The 17402-nt window shown below is 67.1% G+C and carries 17 protein-coding genes; 11 read left to right on the plus strand and 6 right to left on the minus strand.

The genetic code is table 11. The annotated features are described in order from the left end of the window. The 3 genes from dnaA to gyrB form a co-directional block, all read left to right on the plus strand. A partial coding sequence (gene dnaA, locus IMZ29_RS17710; RefSeq protein ID WP_216186555.1) for a chromosomal replication initiator protein DnaA occupies positions 1-1166 on the plus strand: 1166 nt, incomplete at its 5' end. A gap of 2 nt (positions 1167-1168) precedes the next feature. Further along, positions 1169-2278: a DNA polymerase III subunit beta gene (gene dnaN / locus IMZ29_RS17715; protein ID WP_216186558.1), complete on the plus strand. Its 1110-nt coding sequence runs from the start codon at positions 1169-1171 to the stop codon at positions 2276-2278. A gap of 112 nt (positions 2279-2390) precedes the next feature. After that, the gene (gene gyrB / locus IMZ29_RS17720) at positions 2391-4838 is read left to right on the plus strand and encodes a DNA topoisomerase (ATP-hydrolyzing) subunit B (RefSeq protein ID WP_216186560.1); all 2448 of its coding nucleotides are present in this window, start codon (positions 2391-2393) and stop codon (positions 4836-4838) included. 72 nt (positions 4839-4910) lie between these two features. Here gyrB and IMZ29_RS17725 read toward each other — a convergent pair whose 3' ends face one another. Genes IMZ29_RS17725 through IMZ29_RS17735 form a run of 3 tightly spaced genes read right to left on the minus strand, consistent with a single transcriptional unit; the run spans position 4911 to position 6157 of the window. Next, positions 4911-5495, minus strand: a complete 585-nt coding sequence (locus IMZ29_RS17725) for a hypothetical protein (protein WP_216186562.1) — start codon at positions 5493-5495, stop codon at positions 4911-4913. After that, entirely contained in the window at positions 5496-5912 is a 417-nt protein-coding gene (locus tag IMZ29_RS17730; protein ID WP_216186564.1) for a type II toxin-antitoxin system VapC family toxin, read from the minus strand. Beyond that, entirely contained in the window at positions 5912-6157 is a 246-nt protein-coding gene (locus IMZ29_RS17735; RefSeq protein WP_216186566.1) for a type II toxin-antitoxin system Phd/YefM family antitoxin, read from the minus strand. The genes IMZ29_RS17730 and IMZ29_RS17735 overlap by 1 nt, the downstream gene beginning before the upstream one ends. Before the next feature lie 190 nt (positions 6158-6347). Between IMZ29_RS17735 and IMZ29_RS17740 the strand changes: the two genes are divergently transcribed. Beyond that, positions 6348-7460 (plus strand): extracellular catalytic domain type 1 short-chain-length polyhydroxyalkanoate depolymerase, encoded by a 1113-nt coding sequence (locus tag IMZ29_RS17740; RefSeq protein WP_216186568.1) that lies wholly within the window; start codon positions 6348-6350, stop codon positions 7458-7460. Between the two features lie 164 nt (positions 7461-7624). On the opposite strand, the gene IMZ29_RS17745 is transcribed toward IMZ29_RS17740, so the two are convergent. Both IMZ29_RS17745 and IMZ29_RS17750 read right to left on the minus strand, forming a co-directional pair. Beyond that, entirely contained in the window at positions 7625-8998 is a 1374-nt protein-coding gene (locus IMZ29_RS17745) for an extracellular catalytic domain type 1 short-chain-length polyhydroxyalkanoate depolymerase (RefSeq protein WP_253207225.1), read from the minus strand. A 24-nt stretch (positions 8999-9022) separates the two neighbouring features. Further along, positions 9023-9445 (minus strand): ribbon-helix-helix domain-containing protein, encoded by a 423-nt coding sequence (locus IMZ29_RS17750; protein ID WP_216186570.1) that lies wholly within the window; start codon positions 9443-9445, stop codon positions 9023-9025. Positions 9446-9589: 144 nt separating this feature from the next. Between IMZ29_RS17750 and IMZ29_RS17755 the strand changes: the two genes are divergently transcribed. Further along, entirely contained in the window at positions 9590-10540 is a 951-nt protein-coding gene (locus IMZ29_RS17755; protein WP_216186572.1) for a DMT family transporter, read from the plus strand. A 95-nt stretch (positions 10541-10635) separates the two neighbouring features. Here the strand turns inward: IMZ29_RS17755 and IMZ29_RS17760 are convergent, their stop codons facing one another. Then, on the minus strand, positions 10636-11541 hold the full coding sequence (locus tag IMZ29_RS17760; protein ID WP_216186575.1) for an alpha/beta hydrolase: 906 nt from the start codon (positions 11539-11541) through the stop codon (positions 10636-10638). 165 nt (positions 11542-11706) lie between these two features. Between IMZ29_RS17760 and IMZ29_RS17765 the strand changes: the two genes are divergently transcribed. From IMZ29_RS17765 to IMZ29_RS17790, 6 genes are all read left to right on the plus strand, one after another. Further along, positions 11707-12774, plus strand: coding sequence for a FecCD family ABC transporter permease (locus IMZ29_RS17765; RefSeq protein ID WP_371820333.1), 1068 nt, complete (start codon positions 11707-11709; stop codon positions 12772-12774). A 10-nt stretch (positions 12775-12784) separates the two neighbouring features. After that, positions 12785-13573: an ABC transporter ATP-binding protein gene (locus tag IMZ29_RS17770; RefSeq protein WP_216186579.1), complete on the plus strand. Its 789-nt coding sequence runs from the start codon at positions 12785-12787 to the stop codon at positions 13571-13573. 114 nt (positions 13574-13687) lie between these two features. Then, positions 13688-14839, plus strand: coding sequence for an ABC transporter substrate-binding protein (locus tag IMZ29_RS17775; RefSeq protein ID WP_216186580.1), 1152 nt, complete (start codon positions 13688-13690; stop codon positions 14837-14839). Further along, the gene (locus IMZ29_RS17780) at positions 14836-15681 is read left to right on the plus strand and encodes an alpha/beta hydrolase (protein WP_216186582.1); all 846 of its coding nucleotides are present in this window, start codon (positions 14836-14838) and stop codon (positions 15679-15681) included. The genes IMZ29_RS17775 and IMZ29_RS17780 overlap by 4 nt, the downstream gene beginning before the upstream one ends. A 251-nt stretch (positions 15682-15932) precedes the next feature. Then, on the plus strand, positions 15933-17153 hold the full coding sequence (locus IMZ29_RS17785; protein ID WP_216186584.1) for an ABC transporter substrate-binding protein: 1221 nt from the start codon (positions 15933-15935) through the stop codon (positions 17151-17153). A 19-nt stretch (positions 17154-17172) separates the two neighbouring features. Next, entirely contained in the window at positions 17173-17400 is a 228-nt protein-coding gene (locus IMZ29_RS17790; protein WP_216186586.1) for a hypothetical protein, read from the plus strand. Positions 17401-17402: the final 2 nt, after the last annotated feature.

Raw genomic sequence — 17402 nt, forward strand, 5'->3', positions numbered from 1 at the left:
GTGAGCGTGCGGCGGATGGCAGCCAGGCTCCAGTCTCTGGACTGCGCACTTTCCTGTGCAATGCCATGCAGGGCGCGGCGGCTATGCCGGCCGCGCTGGGCGAGCCGGTACCCGCGCCCGGCACCGATGCCAATCTCATCTACGAACGCTCGCGCCTGAACGCCGAGCTCACGTTCGAGACCTTCGTGACCGGCAAGGCCAACCAGCTGGCGCGCGCAGCCGCGCTGCAGGTGGCCGAGAACCCGGGCACGTCCTACAACCCGCTCTTCCTGTACGGTGGGGTGGGTCTGGGCAAGACCCACCTGATCCATGCCATCGGCAATTCGCTGGTGGCCGGCAACGCCAACGCGCGGGTGCGCTACATCCATGCCGAGCAGTTCGTCTCGGACGTGGTGAAGACGTACCACCGCAAGTCGTTCGACGAATTCAAGCGCTACTACCATTCGCTCGATCTGCTGCTGATCGATGACATCCAGTTCTTCTCGGGCAAGGACGGCACGCAGGAGCTCTTCTTCTACGCCTTCGAAGCCATCGTCCAGCAACGCCGTCAGATCATCATCACGAGCGACACGTATCCGAAGGAACTCGCGGGTATCGACGAGCGCCTGATCTCGCGCTTCGACTCCGGGCTCACGCTCGCGATCGAACCGCCCGAGCTCGAGATGCGCGTGGCGATCCTGATCCGCAAGGCCGAGAGCGAAGGCGTGCCCCTGCCCGAGGAAGTCGCCTTCTTCATCGCCAAGCATCTGCGCAGCAACGTGCGCGAGCTCGAAGGCGCCCTGCGCAAGGTGCTGGCCTACGCGCGCTTCCATGGCCGCCCGATCTCGGTCGAAGTCTGCAAGGAAGCGCTGAAGGACTTGCTGTCCGTGTCCAACGGCCAGCTCACGGTGGAGAACATCCAGAAGACCGTCGCCGACTTCTACAAGATGAAGGTGGCGGACATGTACTCCAAGCGACGTCCGGCCAACATCGCCCTGCCCCGCCAGATCGCGATGTATCTCGCCAAGGAACTCACCCAGAAGAGCCTGCCGGAAATCGGCGACCTGTTCGGTGGCCGTGACCACACCACGGTCCTGCATGCGGTGCGCAAGATCACCGAAGCCCGGACGAAGCAGGCCGAACTGAACCACAATCTGCACGTGTTGGAACAAACCCTGAAAGGATGAACATGCAACTGGTCAAAGCATCGCGCGACGCGCTGTTGAAGCCGCTCACCACCGTGGCCGGCATCGTGGAGCGGCGTCACACCCTGCCGATCCTGGCCAATGTGCTGTTGCGCAAGGACGGCGAGCGCGTGTCCTTCATCGCGACCGACATCGAAGTCCAGATCACGACGCATGCGGACTTCGGCACCGGTCCCGAGCAGGAAGCCACCACCGTTGCGGCGCGCAAGCTGCTGGACATCCTGCGCGCCCTGCCCGACACCAGCGACGTCGTGCTCTCGCACGCCGCCAACAAGCTCACCGTGACGGCCGGCAAGAGCCGCTTCGCCCTGCAGACGCTGGCCGCGGCCGAGTTCCCCACGGTGGCCCAGCCGGAATCCTGGAACGCGAGCCTCACGCTGCCGCAGAAATCCCTGCGCCAGCTGCTCAACATGGTGCACTTCGCCATGGCCGTGCAGGACATCCGCTACTACCTGAATGGCATGCTGCTGGTGTTCGAGAACAACCAGGCAAGCGCCGTGGCCACGGATGGTCACCGTCTGGCGTTCCACGCCGTCACCACCGAGGCCGCGCTGGCCGAACGCCAGGATGTGATCATCCCGCGCAAGACGGTGCTGGAACTGCTGCGCCTGCTGGAAGACACGGACGAGCCCGTCGGCATCGATGTCGCCGGCAACCAGATCCGTTTCCGCTTCGGTCAGGTGGAGTTCATCTCCAAGCTCGTCGAGGGCAAGTTCCCCGACTACCGCCGGGTGATCCCGTCGGGCTACACCAAGGAATTCGACCTGGAGCGCGAGGACTTCCTGCGCACCCTGCAGCGTATCGCCATCCTCACGACCGACAAGTTCAAGGGCGTGCGCATGCAGCTCGCGGACCACGTGCTGCGCATCTCGTCCAGCAATGCCGAGCAGGAAGAAGCCCAGGAAGAACTCGAGATCCTCTACAACTTCGATCCGCTGGACGTGGGCTTCAACGTCACGTACCTGCTCGACGTGCTCGGCAACCTCAAGACGGACCGGGTCACCGTGTCCATGGGCGACGCCAACTCGTCCGCTCTCATCACCCTGCCCGACGACGAAAACTTCAAGTACGTCGTCATGCCGATGCGCATCTGACGCTAGGCAGCGACGCGTTCCGGCGCGTGCCGGGACGCCGCCTGAGCGCGGCATTCTGCCGCGCCGGCGCGCCGGGCGCTTGCCGCCCGCCGGACCAGACTCAAGGTAGATCATGACCGCACCGCAAGACAACCAGCCCGACTACGGCGCCGACTCCATCAAGATGCTCAAGGGCCTGGAGGCCGTGCGCAAGCGTCCCGGCATGTACATCGGGGACACGTCGGACGGCACCGGCCTGCATCACATGGTGTTCGAGGTGGTGGATAACGCCATCGACGAAGCGTTGGCCGGGCATTGCGACGAGATCGTCGTCACCATCCATACGGACAACTCGATCTCCGTCACCGACAACGGCCGGGGCATCCCGACCGACATCCACAAGGACGACGAATTCCAGCGCAGCGCCGCGGAGATCGTCATGACCGAGCTGCACGCCGGCGGCAAGTTCGACCAGAACTCGTACAAGGTGTCCGGCGGCCTGCACGGCGTGGGCGTGTCGTGCGTGAACGCGCTGTCGGAATGGCTGCGCCTCACGATCCGCCGCAATGGCAAGGTCCACCACATGGAGTTCCGCCAGGGCGAGCGCGTCGAGCCGCTGAAGGTGGTGGGCGACACGGACAAGCGGGGCACCGAGGTGCACTTCCTGGCCGATCCGGTCATCTTCAACAACATCGAATTCCACTACGACATCCTCGCCAAGCGTCTGCGCGAGCTGTCGTTCCTGAACGACGGCGTGGCGATCAAGCTCGTCGACCAGCGCCAGGACAAGACCGAGGATTTCGCCTTCATCGGCGGCACCGCGGGCTTCGTGCAGTACATCAACCGCAGCAAGACGGTGCTGCACCCGACCATCTTCCACGTCAACGCGGAATCGTCCGCCGGTGGCGTGCCGGTCGAAGTGGATGTAGCCCTGCAGTGGAACGACAGCTACTCCGAGAACGTGCTGTGCTTCACCAACAACATCCCGCAGCGCGACGGCGGCACGCACATGACCGGCCTGCGCGCGGCCATGACGCGTATCCTGAACAAGTACATCACCGACAACGAGATCGCCAAGAAGGCCAAGGTCGACACCACGGGTGACGACATGCGCGAAGGCCTGGCGTGCGTGCTGTCGGTGAAGGTGCCCGAGCCGAAGTTCTCCAGCCAGACCAAGGACAAGCTCGTGTCCAGCGAAGTGCGTCCGGCCGTCGAGGACGCCGTGGCGCGCTCGCTGGAATCCTGGCTGCTGGAGCACCCGGTCGACGCCAAGGCGCTGTGCGGCAAGATCGTCGAGGCCGCCCGCGCCCGCGAAGCCGCCCGCAAGGCGCGCGAGATGACGCGCCGCAAGAGCGTGCTGGAAGGCGCTGGCCTGCCTGGCAAGCTGGCGGATTGCCAGGAGAAGGATCCGGCGCTCTCCGAGCTCTACATCGTCGAGGGTGACTCGGCCGGTGGCTCCGCCAAGCAAGGCCGCGACCGGAAGTTCCAGGCCATCCTGCCGCTGCGCGGCAAGGTGTTGAACGTGGAGCGTGCGCGCTTCGACCGCCTGATCTCCAGCGAGCAGATCGCCACGCTCATCACGGCGCTCGGCACCAGCATCGGCCCTGCGGATTTCAACATCGACAAGCTGCGCTATCACCGCATCATCATCATGACCGATGCTGACGTGGACGGCGCGCACATCCGCACCCTGCTGCTCACGCTCCTGTATCGCCAGATGCCCGAGCTGGTGGCCCGCGGCCACATCTACATCGCCCAGCCGCCGCTCTACCGCGTGAAGGCCGGCCGCGAGGAGATCTACCTCAAGGACGACCAGGAAGAGACGGCGTACATGATGCAGCTCGCGCTGCGCGGTGCCGAACTCGTGCCGCAGGAAGGCGCCACCCCGATCCTGGGCGATGCGCTGACCGATCTGGTGCGCCAGTACAACGTGGCCGATGCCATCGTGCAGCGTCTCACCCGCCGCTTCGACGGCGACGCACTGCGCGCGGTGCTCCAGGGCATCGAGATCAAGCTCGATGACGAATCCACCGCCCAGGCGTCGGCCAAGATCCTGGCCGATGCCCTGCACGACCCGCTCGACCCGACGGCCGTGCATGTCGAAGCCGTTTACGACGACGCCAGCGAGAAGCACCGCCTGCTCGTCCAGCGCAAGCTGCATGGCAACGTGCGCACCTCCGTGATCGACGCCGACTTCGTCGCCGGCGCCGATTACGCTGCCCTGCGCCACGCCGCGCAGACCTTCAACGGCCTCATCCAGGCCGGCGCCACCATCCAGCGCGGCGAAGGCGAGAAGCAACGCTCCGCCCCCATCACGAGCTTCGGCGAAGCCGTGCGCTGGCTGCGCAGCGAAGCCGAACGCGGCATCACCAAGCAGCGCTACAAGGGCCTGGGCGAGATGAACGCCAGCCAGCTGTGGGAAACCACCATGGACCCCACCGTGCGCCGCCTCTTGCGCGTGCAGATCGAAGACGCCATCGCGGCCGACGAGATCTTCACGACGCTGATGGGGGACCAGGTGGAGCCGCGCCGGGCGTTTATTGAGGCGTTTGCGTTGTCGGCGGGGAATATCGACGTTTGATGGTCACCCAGCGCTGAGTTCCAGCCAGAGCCTTGTCGAGAAAGCCACCTTCGCGGTGGCTTTTTCATTGCGTCACGGCTTAGGAGACTGCTGTTTGAACGACAACAAAGCCTGTCTCTGAGTTTCGGGCGCGGGATGCGGCGGCCCCTCAATCACCCAGCGCAAATAGGCCAAAACAGTAGGAGCGAGATCCCGCACGGACGCAACGTAGTCATGGGGGTCCTCGGGCATGCCGAATGTCACGACGCCGGGAGGAGCGAAAAAGTAGTCGTGCCAGTCCTGAATTCGGTCCTGCTCGAATCTGCGAACGACAATTTTGTCCAAGTCCCTGTTCAGAATCGCATGCTTGGACCCGTTCGCGATATCTCGCATGACATCAAGCACAGCCTTCGCATCGGGTGGCATGGCAGCTTGACGGGCCTTCATCTCATCCTGTCCGACTCTGCGCACCCAATCGAAGTACAGATGATGGGCCGTGAATGCGAAGTTGAGGACATGGTCCATGTCGAAGCTGTCGTGGAGTCTTGCACTTTCACGTCCCAACTTCTCTAGCATTTGCCCCAACGAAGAAATGCCGAGGTTCAGTTCTGGCAGGTTCTCCTGTTGCCTCTCTCGCTTTTTTCTTCGCCACGTCGCTCTTACCGGTGAATCATTCAATCAAACTTCCAGATAGACGCCTGCCAACCGAGCCGCTTTGACCAGATCCTTGTCCACCGTGGCGAGCGGAATCTGCCTTCGTATCGCCAGTTCAAGATAGGAGGCATCGTACGTCGACAGTTTGTAGCGGCGGGCGAGATTCAAGATGTCGCTGAATGCACGATCCTGCGATTCACTGTCGCTTGAGATCGATAACCGCTCCAACTTTGACAAGAATCCTTGGGAGCGTGCTTCGGTGATCAGACCCCGAGCCTCCGACTTAGCCAGGACATTGCCGACTTCAAGCCCCCAGATTGACGGCACAACAGCCTCTCCAGTCATCAGTCTCCGGAGCACGCGCTCAGCGTAGCCCCGGTTTCCATCGTTGCCATCGTTGAGCACCCAACACATCGTGACGCAGTTATCCAGCACGAACATCAGGCGCGTCCTTCGTCGACCAGAGCTTTCAGGTTGAGATCGTGATCGGGCTCCACCGCTTGCATGAACTGAAGCATGTCGGCAACGGCCGCCTCGGGATCTTTCTGTGCACTGCCAGCGCTGGGCACCAGATCGGCTACTGGCTGACCTCGCATCGTGATCGTGTAACGCATCCCCGCCTGAACGCCGCGAATCAGTTCGGACCACTTCGTCTTTGCTTCGAAGGAACCGATTTCCACGTTCATATTTGCCTCCCACTTCGTTTAGACCAGTCAACAGACTGGTAGCTTCGAAAGTATAGCCCGGTCTGCCATGCAAAGCACGGTGGTCACGCTTTACGAAGTGTGGGCTGCAGCCTAAGCGCGGGCGCGCCACTTGCTGCATCGCAGCATGAAGCTGCTACTCTTTGGTTCCCTTTGGAGCTAACCCCGCCCGATGCGCCGCGCCCCCTTCAAGCCGCTGCTGCAGCAAGCTGTCCGTTTGGCCCGGCGTCAGCAGAAAGCTTGGCTTGCCGTCACCACGGCTAACGTGGCTGCGGGAAAAAAGGCGGTCAAGCGGGCCGCGACGTCAGCCGATGAGCGCTCGCGCAAGGCCGCCGCGGCCCGGCAGGCCAACCCGCGCCCGCCCCTGGGCACTGCCCGCCTGGGCCCCGGCCGCTGGGAGCCCAGCCAGTTGCGCGAATCGGGCAACCGGCTCGATGCGTTTCGCTATCTGCCCGCCTCGGCACCCACGCCAGGCCTCCCCCTCGTCGTCATGCTGCACGGCTGTCGGCAGACGGCCACGGACTTCGCGCTGGGCACCCGCATGAACGCGGTGGCCGAGGAGCGGGGCTTTGCCGTGCTGTACCCGCAGCAGGCGGTCAGCCGCCAGGCGCAGCGCTGCTGGCGGTGGTTCGAGCCTGACGCCCGGCATGGGCTGGCGGAGGCGGACCTGATCGCTGCGATGGTGCGACGTGAGGTGGCGCGTCTGGCGCTGGATTCGACGCGGGTCTATGTGGCGGGGTTGTCGGCGGGGGCTGGTATGGCGGCGCTGCTGGCGCTGCGGCACCCGGATCTCTTCGCGGCGGTCGCGCTGCACTCAGGCCCGGTGCTGGGCGCGGCGCAATCGGCGCTGGGGGGCATCCGCACCATGCGTCGGGGCGCGGGCGTGTCTCTGCCGGTCATCGATGCCGCCATGGCGGCACCCTTGGCTTTGCGTGACGGGGTGCCTGCCCTCGTCCTGCATGGCACGGACGACAAGGCGGTGGACGTACGCAATGCCGCGGGCCTCGCGCGGCAGTTCGCGATGCTCAACGGATTTGGTGAGGTCGATGCCGATGTGCGGGTGGTGGGCGCCGGCACGCGTCGCGAGTATCAGCGGCATGACTACGCCGTGGGCAAGCGCCTTGGCCTGCGGGTGTGCCTGATTCCCGGGCTGGGACATGCCTGGTCGGGTGGCGACGATGCGATCGCTTTCCACGCAGCGCACGGGCCGCAGGCGTCGCGGTTGGCCTGGCAGTTCTTCAGAGGGCGGCGGCGATTAGCAGCGCCGGCCCAGTTGGCGGACTAAAGACGCCGGCTGGACGCGGGCCTCAGGCTCAGGCCTGCGAGCGCGCCATCATGCGATTTGCCCTGGCACTCACCCCACACGCCCGGCCGATGGGCCCCGCCCACCTGCATGCCCTGCGCGGGGTTGGTTGAGGAACATCCAAGTGCTCGACGTCCCGCATGCGCTCAGTCCACAGACACCTTTGAGCGGACGTGCTCCCGGAAGAACCGGAGCATTTCTCGGGTTGCATCAGGCCCGCGCGATTCCGTGTACGAGCCTTGAGGGCTGCCGCCCGACCAGGCATGCGAGGCGCCATGCACAAGCCAATGCTCGGCGACCACGTGATCGTCCACGCGGTAAACGCGTCGGGTGCTGCGCAGGCCGCCGGTTGTCTGAACCGCGTCGCTGGACATCGTCGCCTGGTCGCCAACGCTGGCGGCGATGACGTGCTGTCCGTTGGCGGGATGCACCGTGGCGTCCGCGTCGCCATGGAAGACGATGGTGGGCACGCCCGACGCGGCCTTGCTGCCCGCGCCGCCGCTGCGCATGGCCGCCAGCGCCGAGGGCAGATCCGTGGCGGTGCCGCTGGCCAGGCCGGAATGCACGCCCACAGCGGCGAAAAGCTCGGAATACGTATCGCCCAGAATCGCAGCCATGGCCCCGCCGGCCGAGAGGCCTGCCACGTAGACGCGGTCCGGATCAATGCCGTAGCGTGCCATCACGTCCTGCGTCATGCCAGCGATCAGCGCTGGCTCACCGCGGCCACGCTGCTGATGCGTGTGCTTGAACCAGTTCCAGCAGCGCTGCGGATTCATCCGCGTCGACTGCTCGGGATACAACACGACGAAGCCTTGTTCGGCCGCCAGCGCGTTCATGCGGGTGCCGGCGGCGAAGTCATCGGGATCCTGGGTGCAACCGTGCAGCATCACGATCAGTGGCAGCGGCCGGTCACCCGCACCCTCGGGCACATAGAGCTTGTAGTCGCGGGCGTCGCCGCCTTGGGTGAAGGTGCCACGCACGAATCGCGGATCGTGGACGGCCTGAGCCACGCTGTGGGCTGCGGGCATGGCGCTGCCTGCCGCCTGGGACAGGCTGCCGAGCTGTGCTGTCAGCGAGGCGGCGAGATGGCCCAAGTCAATGCCTGGCACTCGGCGCTCGCTACGCGCTGAGTGGTTCGGCGGATCGGTCGCCATCGCCTCGTCTTCGCCGTCGTTCTGGGTGGACTGCGCGGCGGCAGCGTCGACGTGATCCGAAGCGCGATCCGTGCCGCCGGCTTGGGCGTGCGCTGGCGTGGGACGTCCGCGGCCTGTCGCGCCAGCCGCGCGGGATGCGGACGGCTCACCATTGGCTCGGACGTCGCGGACCTCGACGTCGATAACATCCGCCTCCACCGGACGACGGGAGGTGGCGGCTGATGCGGCGGCTGCGGCAGGAGACGCCTCAGCCGAGAGGGGCTGGCCGCGCAAGGCGGCCTGAATGGCGGCGGTGGCCGCCGTGAGATCGCCCGCGCGCGTGAGGCGCGTGGCTTCCTGCATGACGTGCTGAAGATCGAAGGACATGGCGGGCTCTGCGGAAAGAGGCATTCAGCGAATGCGGGTGGCGAGCGCGGCCTTGACGGCGGGGCTGGCATGCAGCGCGCCCAGCACCGTCAGGGACTCGATGGTGGCCAGCGCCAGTTCCGGCGTGACGTCCGGGGCCAGCGATGCCAGACCCAGCACGCGGATGTTGAGTGTCTCCCCGGCGTCCTGCACGGCCTGCAGATCGCTCGCGCTGAAATGCTGGATGCCCAGCACCAGCATCTTGCGGGACACCACCTGGCGGACGACGTCGGCGTGGCTGGTCAACTGGGTGCGGATGGCCGTACGGATGAAATCCGTGCGGTTGGCGTAGAAGCCTTCCTGCACGAGCAGGTCGATCTGGCCGAGATCGACACAGCCGAGATTGATGGTGATCTTCTCGTCGGCAGGCTTGGCGACTGGCTGGAGATGGGGGGTTCTGGGCGGCATGGGCTCCACTTTATTCCATCCAAGTGGATGGTAAAAGCGGAATGTTGTAAGTGAGCCGCCCAGTTGTCGCGCTCGTCGACATCCACTGCTCCGGCGGCTCAGGCGCCCTCGGGCTATGCTTGCATCCCCGGCGGCACCGGCTCGATGTCATATTGGCTCGCCCGCCGCCCTCTTCCTGTCGTGCTCTCGTTCGTGTCTTCTGCGTCTCCTGCCCACCCCCATCAGAACAATCTTCCCGGCGTCCTCTGGGCGCTCGCCGCCGTCGGCATCTTCACCTTCACCTATGTGGCCGCCAAGCTGAGCGGCACCGGGGCCGCCGCGATGCAGGTGATGTGGCTGCGCTACGTGGGGGGAACGATCACGACACTGGCGTTGCTCATGGCGCGTGGCGGCCTGTCCGGCATCGGCTTCGCCTCGCGGCCTGCGCTGCACATCGGGCGGGCGGCCGCGGGTGCGTTCGGCGCTTCTAGCGCCGTGTATGCCGCGAGCAACATGCCAGTGGCTTCGGCCAGCGCCATCGGTCTGCTCGACGGCTTTTTCATCGTGCTGCTCGGTTTGTTCGTGCTGGGCGAGCGCATCAGTGTGCGGCAGGCCCTGGCCATCGGCCTGAGCATGATCGGCGCGCTGGCCGTCGTGGCGAGCCAGGGAGCTTTCGGCGGTTGGGATCCCGCCTTCGCGCTCCCTGCGGGCGTCGCGCTGGTAGGTGCCCTGCTCGTGGGCATCGAGAGCATTCTGCTCAAGGCGCTTGCCCGGTCTGAACGCGCGTTGATCGTCCTGCTCTCGGTCAACGTGCTGGGGGCGTTGCTGCTCAGCATTCCCGCGTGGTTCACCTGGGTCTCGCTGCCATGGCCTTGGCTCATCGCCTTCCTCGGGCTCGGCCCGTTGGCGATCGCGGCGCAGTACTGCAATATCCGGGCGTTCCGCGTGGCCGACGCCAGTGTGGTCGGGCCCGTGCGATACACCTGGGTCGTCTACGGCGCGCTGGCAGGTGCCGTGTTCTTCCACGAGCCGCTCACGCCGGCCGTGTGGGCGGGCATTGCGCTGGTGCTGGCGGGTGGCTGCTGGCTTGCGCTGTTGCGCGCGCGGCCGGCATGAGCCTCGTGCAAGCGACCACCGGCGGCAACTGACCGAATCGCGCCTACTGATCGACCGTGCTGCCCTGGCACCAAGACGACCCGGTTCCATCATCGCTATTTCTCGCCCCCCACGGGCAGTGGCGCGAACGCCACGCGCACGCCCAGATCCAGCGCGCGCGGGATCACCGAGCGGTGTGTCTCCGCCGCGATCACGCGAAAGTCCAGCCGCACGCCTGGCACGGTGGCAAGCACGGCCGCCAATGCCCGCATGCGATCCACCATGGCGCGGCCCTGGCGCTGGGCGGCGATGCGCTCGCGGTCGGGCCAGGTGAGTTCGTCGGGGGACAGCGCCTGTTCGTATTCGCCCACGGTCAAGCAGACACGCGCATCGAGGCCCGCCACCGGTGCGGCCACGGCGGCCGCGGCCAACTGCGCCGCGCGGCCTTCACCCCACCACACGGAGGGGCTCGACAGGAGGTACGTGGCGAAGAGACCCGGCTGTGCAAGGCAGGATTGCAGGCCGAGCAGCCCGCCCAGGGAGTGGCCGGCGAACGTGCGGCGGGTGCTGTCCAGGGGCAACGCGGCATGCGCCAGTGGCAGGACCTCATTGGCAATCCATGCCAGGAAAGCGGGCGCGCCACCCGGGCCCGACATCACATCTGCCGGGCGTGCCGACCCCGCCGCCCCTTCCACGCCACCCGGCGTGAAATCATGCTCACGCCGCGAGGGCCCCACGTAGCCAATCGCCAGGATCACGCCAGGCACGGCCAGACGCGCCTTGGGGGCGCCCGCGTGGTGCCAGGCCAGCGCGCGGGCCATCTCCAGATGGGCGTCCTCGGCCATGACGAGCAAAGGCCACCCCTGTGCGGGTGCCTGCCCTGCCGGCCAGGCCAGGGTCAGGCGGCACGCGCCCGACGGACCCGCCACCTCGCGCGTGGCGGTGCCCGGCAAGGGGCCGGCGGTCCAGCCAGCGGGCGTGGCGAACCCATCGAATGGCGGAGCAAAGGGCGAAGCGATCATGGCGCGAGGTGAGACATAGGAGTGAGGCAGCAACGGCTGCCGTCGCAAAGCATGCGATACTCGCCGCTTTGGCGACGAGCGTCGGCAGCTGCCGGCTCAGGCCCGCATGCCTGCGGGGCGTCGCATCCTACCTCACGCGCGCTTTCTGGCTGCAGCAGCATCACAGTGGATAGTAATACGTCTTATTCGCCGGCCTTGCCGGCCGACCCGGTGGGCGCCTACCGGCAGATCCTGTGGCGGCGCTGGCTCCTCGTGGGCGTGCTCGTGGCCATCATCCTGGCCGCGATCGTCGTCGACTTCACGCTGGGGCCCGCCGGTCTGTCGCTGGCCGAACTCTTCGCCACCCTCGTCTCGCCGGACACGGCCGATGCCACCACGCGCGTCATCGTGTGGGACATCCGCCTGCCCTACGCCTTGATGGCCATGGCGGTGGGCGTCTCGCTTGGCCTGGCCGGTGCGGAGATGCAGACCATCCTGAACAACCCGCTCGCGAGCCCGTTCACGCTCGGGCTGTCCTCGGCCGCAGCGTTCGGCGCGGCGCTGGTCATCGTGCTGGATCTCACGATCCCGGGCCTGCCCGCGGCATGGACCGTTGCTGCAAGCGCGTTCTTCTTCTCGCTGCTGTGCGCCATGCTGCTCGATGCCGTCGCCCGCTGGGGCGGGATGAACACGTCCGGCGTGGTGCTCTTCGGCATCGCCCTGGTCTTCTCCTTCAACGCCCTGGTCTCGCTGGTGCAGTTCGTGGCGAGCGCCGATGCCTTGCAGGGCCTGGTGTTCTGGACGATGGGCAGCCTGTCGCGCGCGACCTGGCCCAAGCTCGGCATGCTGCTCCTGCTCTTTGCGATCATCCTGCCGCTGGCCATGCGCGATTCGTGGCGGCTCACCGCCCTGCGCCTGGGCGAGGATCGAGCGGCGAGCTTCGGCATCGACGTGCGCCGGCTGCGCCTCACCTCGCTGTTGCGCATCAGTCTGCTCTCGGCGCTGGCCGTGTCCTTCGTGGGCACCATCGGCTTCATCGGACTGGTCGCCCCGCACATCGCACGCCGGCTCTTTGGCGAGGACCACCGCTTCTACCTGCCCGGCAGCGCGCTCGTGGGCGGCGTGATCCTGTCGCTCGCCTCGATCGCCTCCAAGAACATCGTGCCGGGCATCATCATTCCCGTCGGCATCGTGACCTCGCTCGTGGGCATTCCCTTCTTCCTCGCGGTGGTGTTCCGCCGCCAGATGCCGTAAGGGGCTGGCGATGCTCGACATTCAGAACATCGGCGTGGCCTACGGCCAGCGCCGCATCATCGAGAGCCTGACCGTCGAAGGGCTTGCTGCGGGCACCGTGACCTGCTTGCTCGGCCCCAATGGCAGCGGCAAATCCACGCTCTTGAAGGCGCTTGCCGGCCTGAACAAGATTGCCCCCGGCAGCAGCATCCGCCTGGACGGCCAGGAGCTCAGCCGGGCGAGCTTCGAGACGCGCGCCCGCCAGGTGGTCTACGTGCCCCAGGCCTTGCCGGCCGCCGTTCACCTGCGCGTGTTCGAATCCGTGCTCGTCGCGGCCAACGCCTCGCTGCCCGGCCAGCGCGCGGGGGGCGTGGACGTGCCGACGGTGCAGTCCCTGCTCGAGCGGCTGGGCGTGGGGCATCTCTCGCTGCGTTACATCGACGAACTCTCGGGCGGTCAGAAGCAGCTGGTCGGCCTGGCCCAGGCGCTCATCCGCAAGCCGCGCCTGCTGCTGCTGGACGAGCCCTTGTCCGCGCTGGATCTGAACTACCAGTTCCACGTCATGGATCTGCTCAGCCAGGAAACGCGCGAAAACGGTCTGGTCACGATCATCGTGCTGCACGATCTGAACATCGCGCTGCGTCATGCGGACTACGCGCTCATGATCCGGCAGGGTGATCTCTTTGCGCACGGCAGCCCGAGTGCGGTGATCACGCCGCATGCGCTCGCGCAGGTCTATGGCGTGCGCGCCCGCGTGGAGCCCTGCTCGCGCGGCGTCCCGCAGGTCATGATCGACGGGCTGGAAGCGCACGTCGGCTGACCGATGGCGTCCGCCCTGGCGCGCTCAGGGGGAAGCGCGCCGGCGCTGCCGCGTTTGTCGCCGCCGAGCCGGGCCGATTAGAATGAGAATATCTCTCGTTAATTGTCCCCTGACATGTTTCTGCTCCGTGCATTGCGCACGCTGGTCGTCACTGCCGGCTTGCTGACCGGCCTCCCTGCCCTGGCCGCTCCCATCGAGGTCACCGACGTGGTCGGTCGCACCGTGACGCTGAAGAAGCCCGCGCAACGCGTCGTGCTGGCCCAGGCCCGCCACTTCCCGGTCCTGGCGCTGATCCACGATGATCCGGCCAGCATCCTCGCAGGCTGGTCCGACGAGTTCAAGACGTCGTTCGCCAACGACTACGCGGATTACCTCAAGGCCTTCCCCTCGCTCGCGCGCGTGCCGGTCGTGGGCCGCCACACGCCGGACACGTTCTCCGTGGAGAGCAGCCTTGCCCAACGGCCGGACCTGGTCATCCTGACGGCGGCCTTCGCCGGGCTGCGCAAAGGGGCGAATCCTTCGGAATCGCCCCTGATCCGCCAGTTCGAGGCGGCAGGCGTGCCCGTGGTGGTGATCGACTTCTTCATGGATCCGTTCGAGAACACCGTGCCCAGCCTGCGTCTGCTGGGCAAGGCGCTCGGCCGCGAAGACCAGGCCGAGGCGTTCATCGAGTTCTACGTGCAGCACATGGACGGCGTCGCCGGGCTCGTGATGGGCAAGGCCGAGCGTCCGCCCGTCTTCGTGCACGCGCACGCGGGCACCACCGATTGCTGCTACTCGCCGGGCGTGGGCACCTTCAACGACATGATCTCGTTCGCCGGCGGGCACAACATCGGCGCCGATGTGATCCGCAACGCCACTGGCCAGTTGGGCTTTGAATACATCAACAGCCGCAACCCCACTGTCTACGTCGCCACGGGTACAGGCGCGACGCAACGCACCGGCAACGGCCTGGACATCGGCAGCACGGCCACGCCCGATGCCGCCCGCGCGAGCCTGCGCAGCGTCATCGATCGCCAGGGTCTGGGTGCCTTGCAGGCCGTGCGCACGGGGAACGCCCACGGGGTGTGGCATGGGTTCAACGACTCGCCCTTGCACGTGGTCTTCATCGAGGCCCTGGCCCGCTGGATCGACCCCGTCGAACGGGCGAACCTGTCCCCCCAGGCCACGCTCGACGAGATCAACAAGCGCTTCCTGCCCGTGCCCATGCGCGGCACCTACCTGGTCGACCTGACCGACGCGGGCGCCGGCACCAGCAAGCCGTGACGCGCTTGGCCCCCATCGACGCAGCGCCTCCGATAACGCCCGAAGACCCAGCGCCGCTGCGCTTCAGGTCGGAGGACGGCGCGCGTGGCTACGCCGTGCACGTCCAGGTGCCGCAGCGCACGCCGCCGCCGGCGGGCTTTCCGGTGCTATACGTGCTGGACGGCGCGGCCGCCCGCCTCGCCATCCAGGCGGATCCCGGTCTGCGTGATCTGCCGGTCGTGGTGGCCACCGTCGCGCATGCGCACGATCCCGAGGCAACGAAGGCGGCACGCGCGTATGACTACACGCCGCCCGCGCCCGACGGATCGCCGATCGTCGACCCGCGGGTGCCCGCCTGGCGCGCCGGTGGCGCCGATGCCTTTCTCGATGTGCTCGACACCCACATCCGCCCTGCCGTGCAGGCACGCCACCCGGTCGATCCCGGCCGCGCCGTGCTCGCCGGCCATTCGTATGGCGGCCTGTGCGTGCTTCACGCCTTGTGCGGCCAACGGGGTTATGCAGGCTACGTGAGCGCCAGCCCGTCCATCTGGTGGCGCGACGAGGCCATTCTGACGCGAATCGCGGCGCTTGCGGCAGCACCGGTTCGCCCTGCCGCCCGCGTCTGCCTCCTGGTCGGTGCGCAGGAAGCCTGGCACGCCCAGGCGCTCGGTCAGGACGGCACCCCAGGCAGCCGGCACGGCGGCGAGCCCACCGCACCGGCCGCACAGGCGCTGGCGGCGTACCTCTCGGGCATCCCCGAGCTTGACGTCACATTCACGTCGCTCGCGGGCGAGTCCCACGGCACGATGGCAGCGGCGGCGGCACGCGCCGCCGTGCGCCTGGCGGCCACGCTTAGCGGGTAGCCTGCCCCTTCTGTTCCTCGCAACCGTCGCCGTCCCGAATGCCGGTCTGCGCGCGTTCGCGTCGAACCCAAGTGGGCGGACGCGCGCGAGGGCCGGCCCCCGTTTCACGACCCCGCGCCGCCGCCACAGCCACGCCCAGGCGGTCCATTCGCCCCCTGCGCAAATGAATGCGATAATGCGGATGGCTCTCATTTCTTTCCTCATCCAGAAGACGGCGTCGGAAGACCGCGGTCTTCCTTTGCGTCCCTGTCATGACGACCCCCGTCCGCGCTCTGTCGCCCGCTTCGCCGCTGCGCCGCAGCCTTCTCGCCGCCGCTGGCGCCTCTGCCCTCGGGCTGGCTTTGCCGCGCGGCGTGCGGGCTCAATCGGCCGGCCCCCTGCGAATCGCCCTGCTCACCTCGCTGTCGGGCCCCTTCGCCTCGCTGGGCGAGAGCATGCGGGCCGGCCTGGAGCTGCTGATCGCCGAATCCGGCGGACAGATGGGCGGACGCCCGGTGCAGTTGCTCGTCGAGGATGACCACGGCAAGCCGGACGAGGCGGTGCGCAAGGTGCGCAAGCTCCTGTCGCAGGATCGCGCAGACGTGCTGTGCGGCATCATCAGTGCCGCCGTGGCGCTTGCCGTGCGCGACATCGTCAGCGATGCGCAGGTGCCCACGTTCGTGTCGAATGCCTCGGCCAACGCGCTGGCGCGCGAGGCCGCGAGCCCGCTGATCTTTCGCCCCACCAAGACGAGCTGGATGCTCGGCCACACCGCCGCACGCTGGGCGCACGAGCACATCGCCCAGCAAGGCGGCATCACGCTCGCCTCGGATTACGCGGCCGGGCGCGAGTACGTGGGCGACTTCGTCAGCACCTACGAAGGTCAGGGCGGCAAGCTCAGCCGACCGATGTGGACCCCACTGGGCACCACGGATTTCGCGCCGCTGCTGATGAACATCGCCGCCGCGCAACCGGCCTTTTTGTACGCTTTCCTGCCGGGCGCCGACGCCGTGCGCTTTCTCCAGCAGGTGCGCGACTTCCGTCTGCAGGACAAGCTGCGCATCCTGGGCCCAGGCGCGCTCTTTGACCAGGAAGACGTGCTGCCTGCCGCGGGCGACGCCGGTCTGGGCGGCATCAACACCTTCCATCAGTCTCCCGGTGCCCCGGCCGCAGCGGGCTTCGTTGCCGCCTATCAAAAGGTGCGCGGGCGCCTGCCGGGCGAGGCCAGCACCTCGGGCTACGCCACCGGCCAGGTCATCCGTGCCGCCCTCGAGGCCGTAGACGGCGATGTCGCGCGCAAGGATGCGCTGAAGGCCCGCCTGCTGGAGGCCACCGTGGACACCGCCTTCGGCCCCATGCGCTTCGACGCCCGCAACAATCAGGCGATCCTCGACATCTACGTGAACGACGTGCGCCGCGGGCCCGACGGCAAGCCGCTCAACACCATCGTCCACACCTTCGAAGGCGTTCGCGACCCCGGCCCGGCCGCCTGACGCCTCGCCGCTTCGACCCGTGTCGTACTACTTCGTCCAAACCCTCAACGCGCTGTCGTTCTCGGTACTCCTGCTGTTGACCGGCCTCGGCCTGTCACTGGTGCTGAGCCTGATGAACTTCATCAACCTGGCGCACGGTGCGTTCTTCCTGCTGGGTGGCTACATCGGCATCCACTGGCTCGCCGCCGGTGCGCGTGGTGGCTCGCGCTGCCCGCCGCCTTCGGGATCACGGCGCTCGTCGGGCTGATC

The organism is Verticiella alkaliphila (assembly GCF_018904615.1).
Lineage (GTDB): Bacteria > Pseudomonadota > Gammaproteobacteria > Burkholderiales > Burkholderiaceae_B > Verticiella > Verticiella alkaliphila.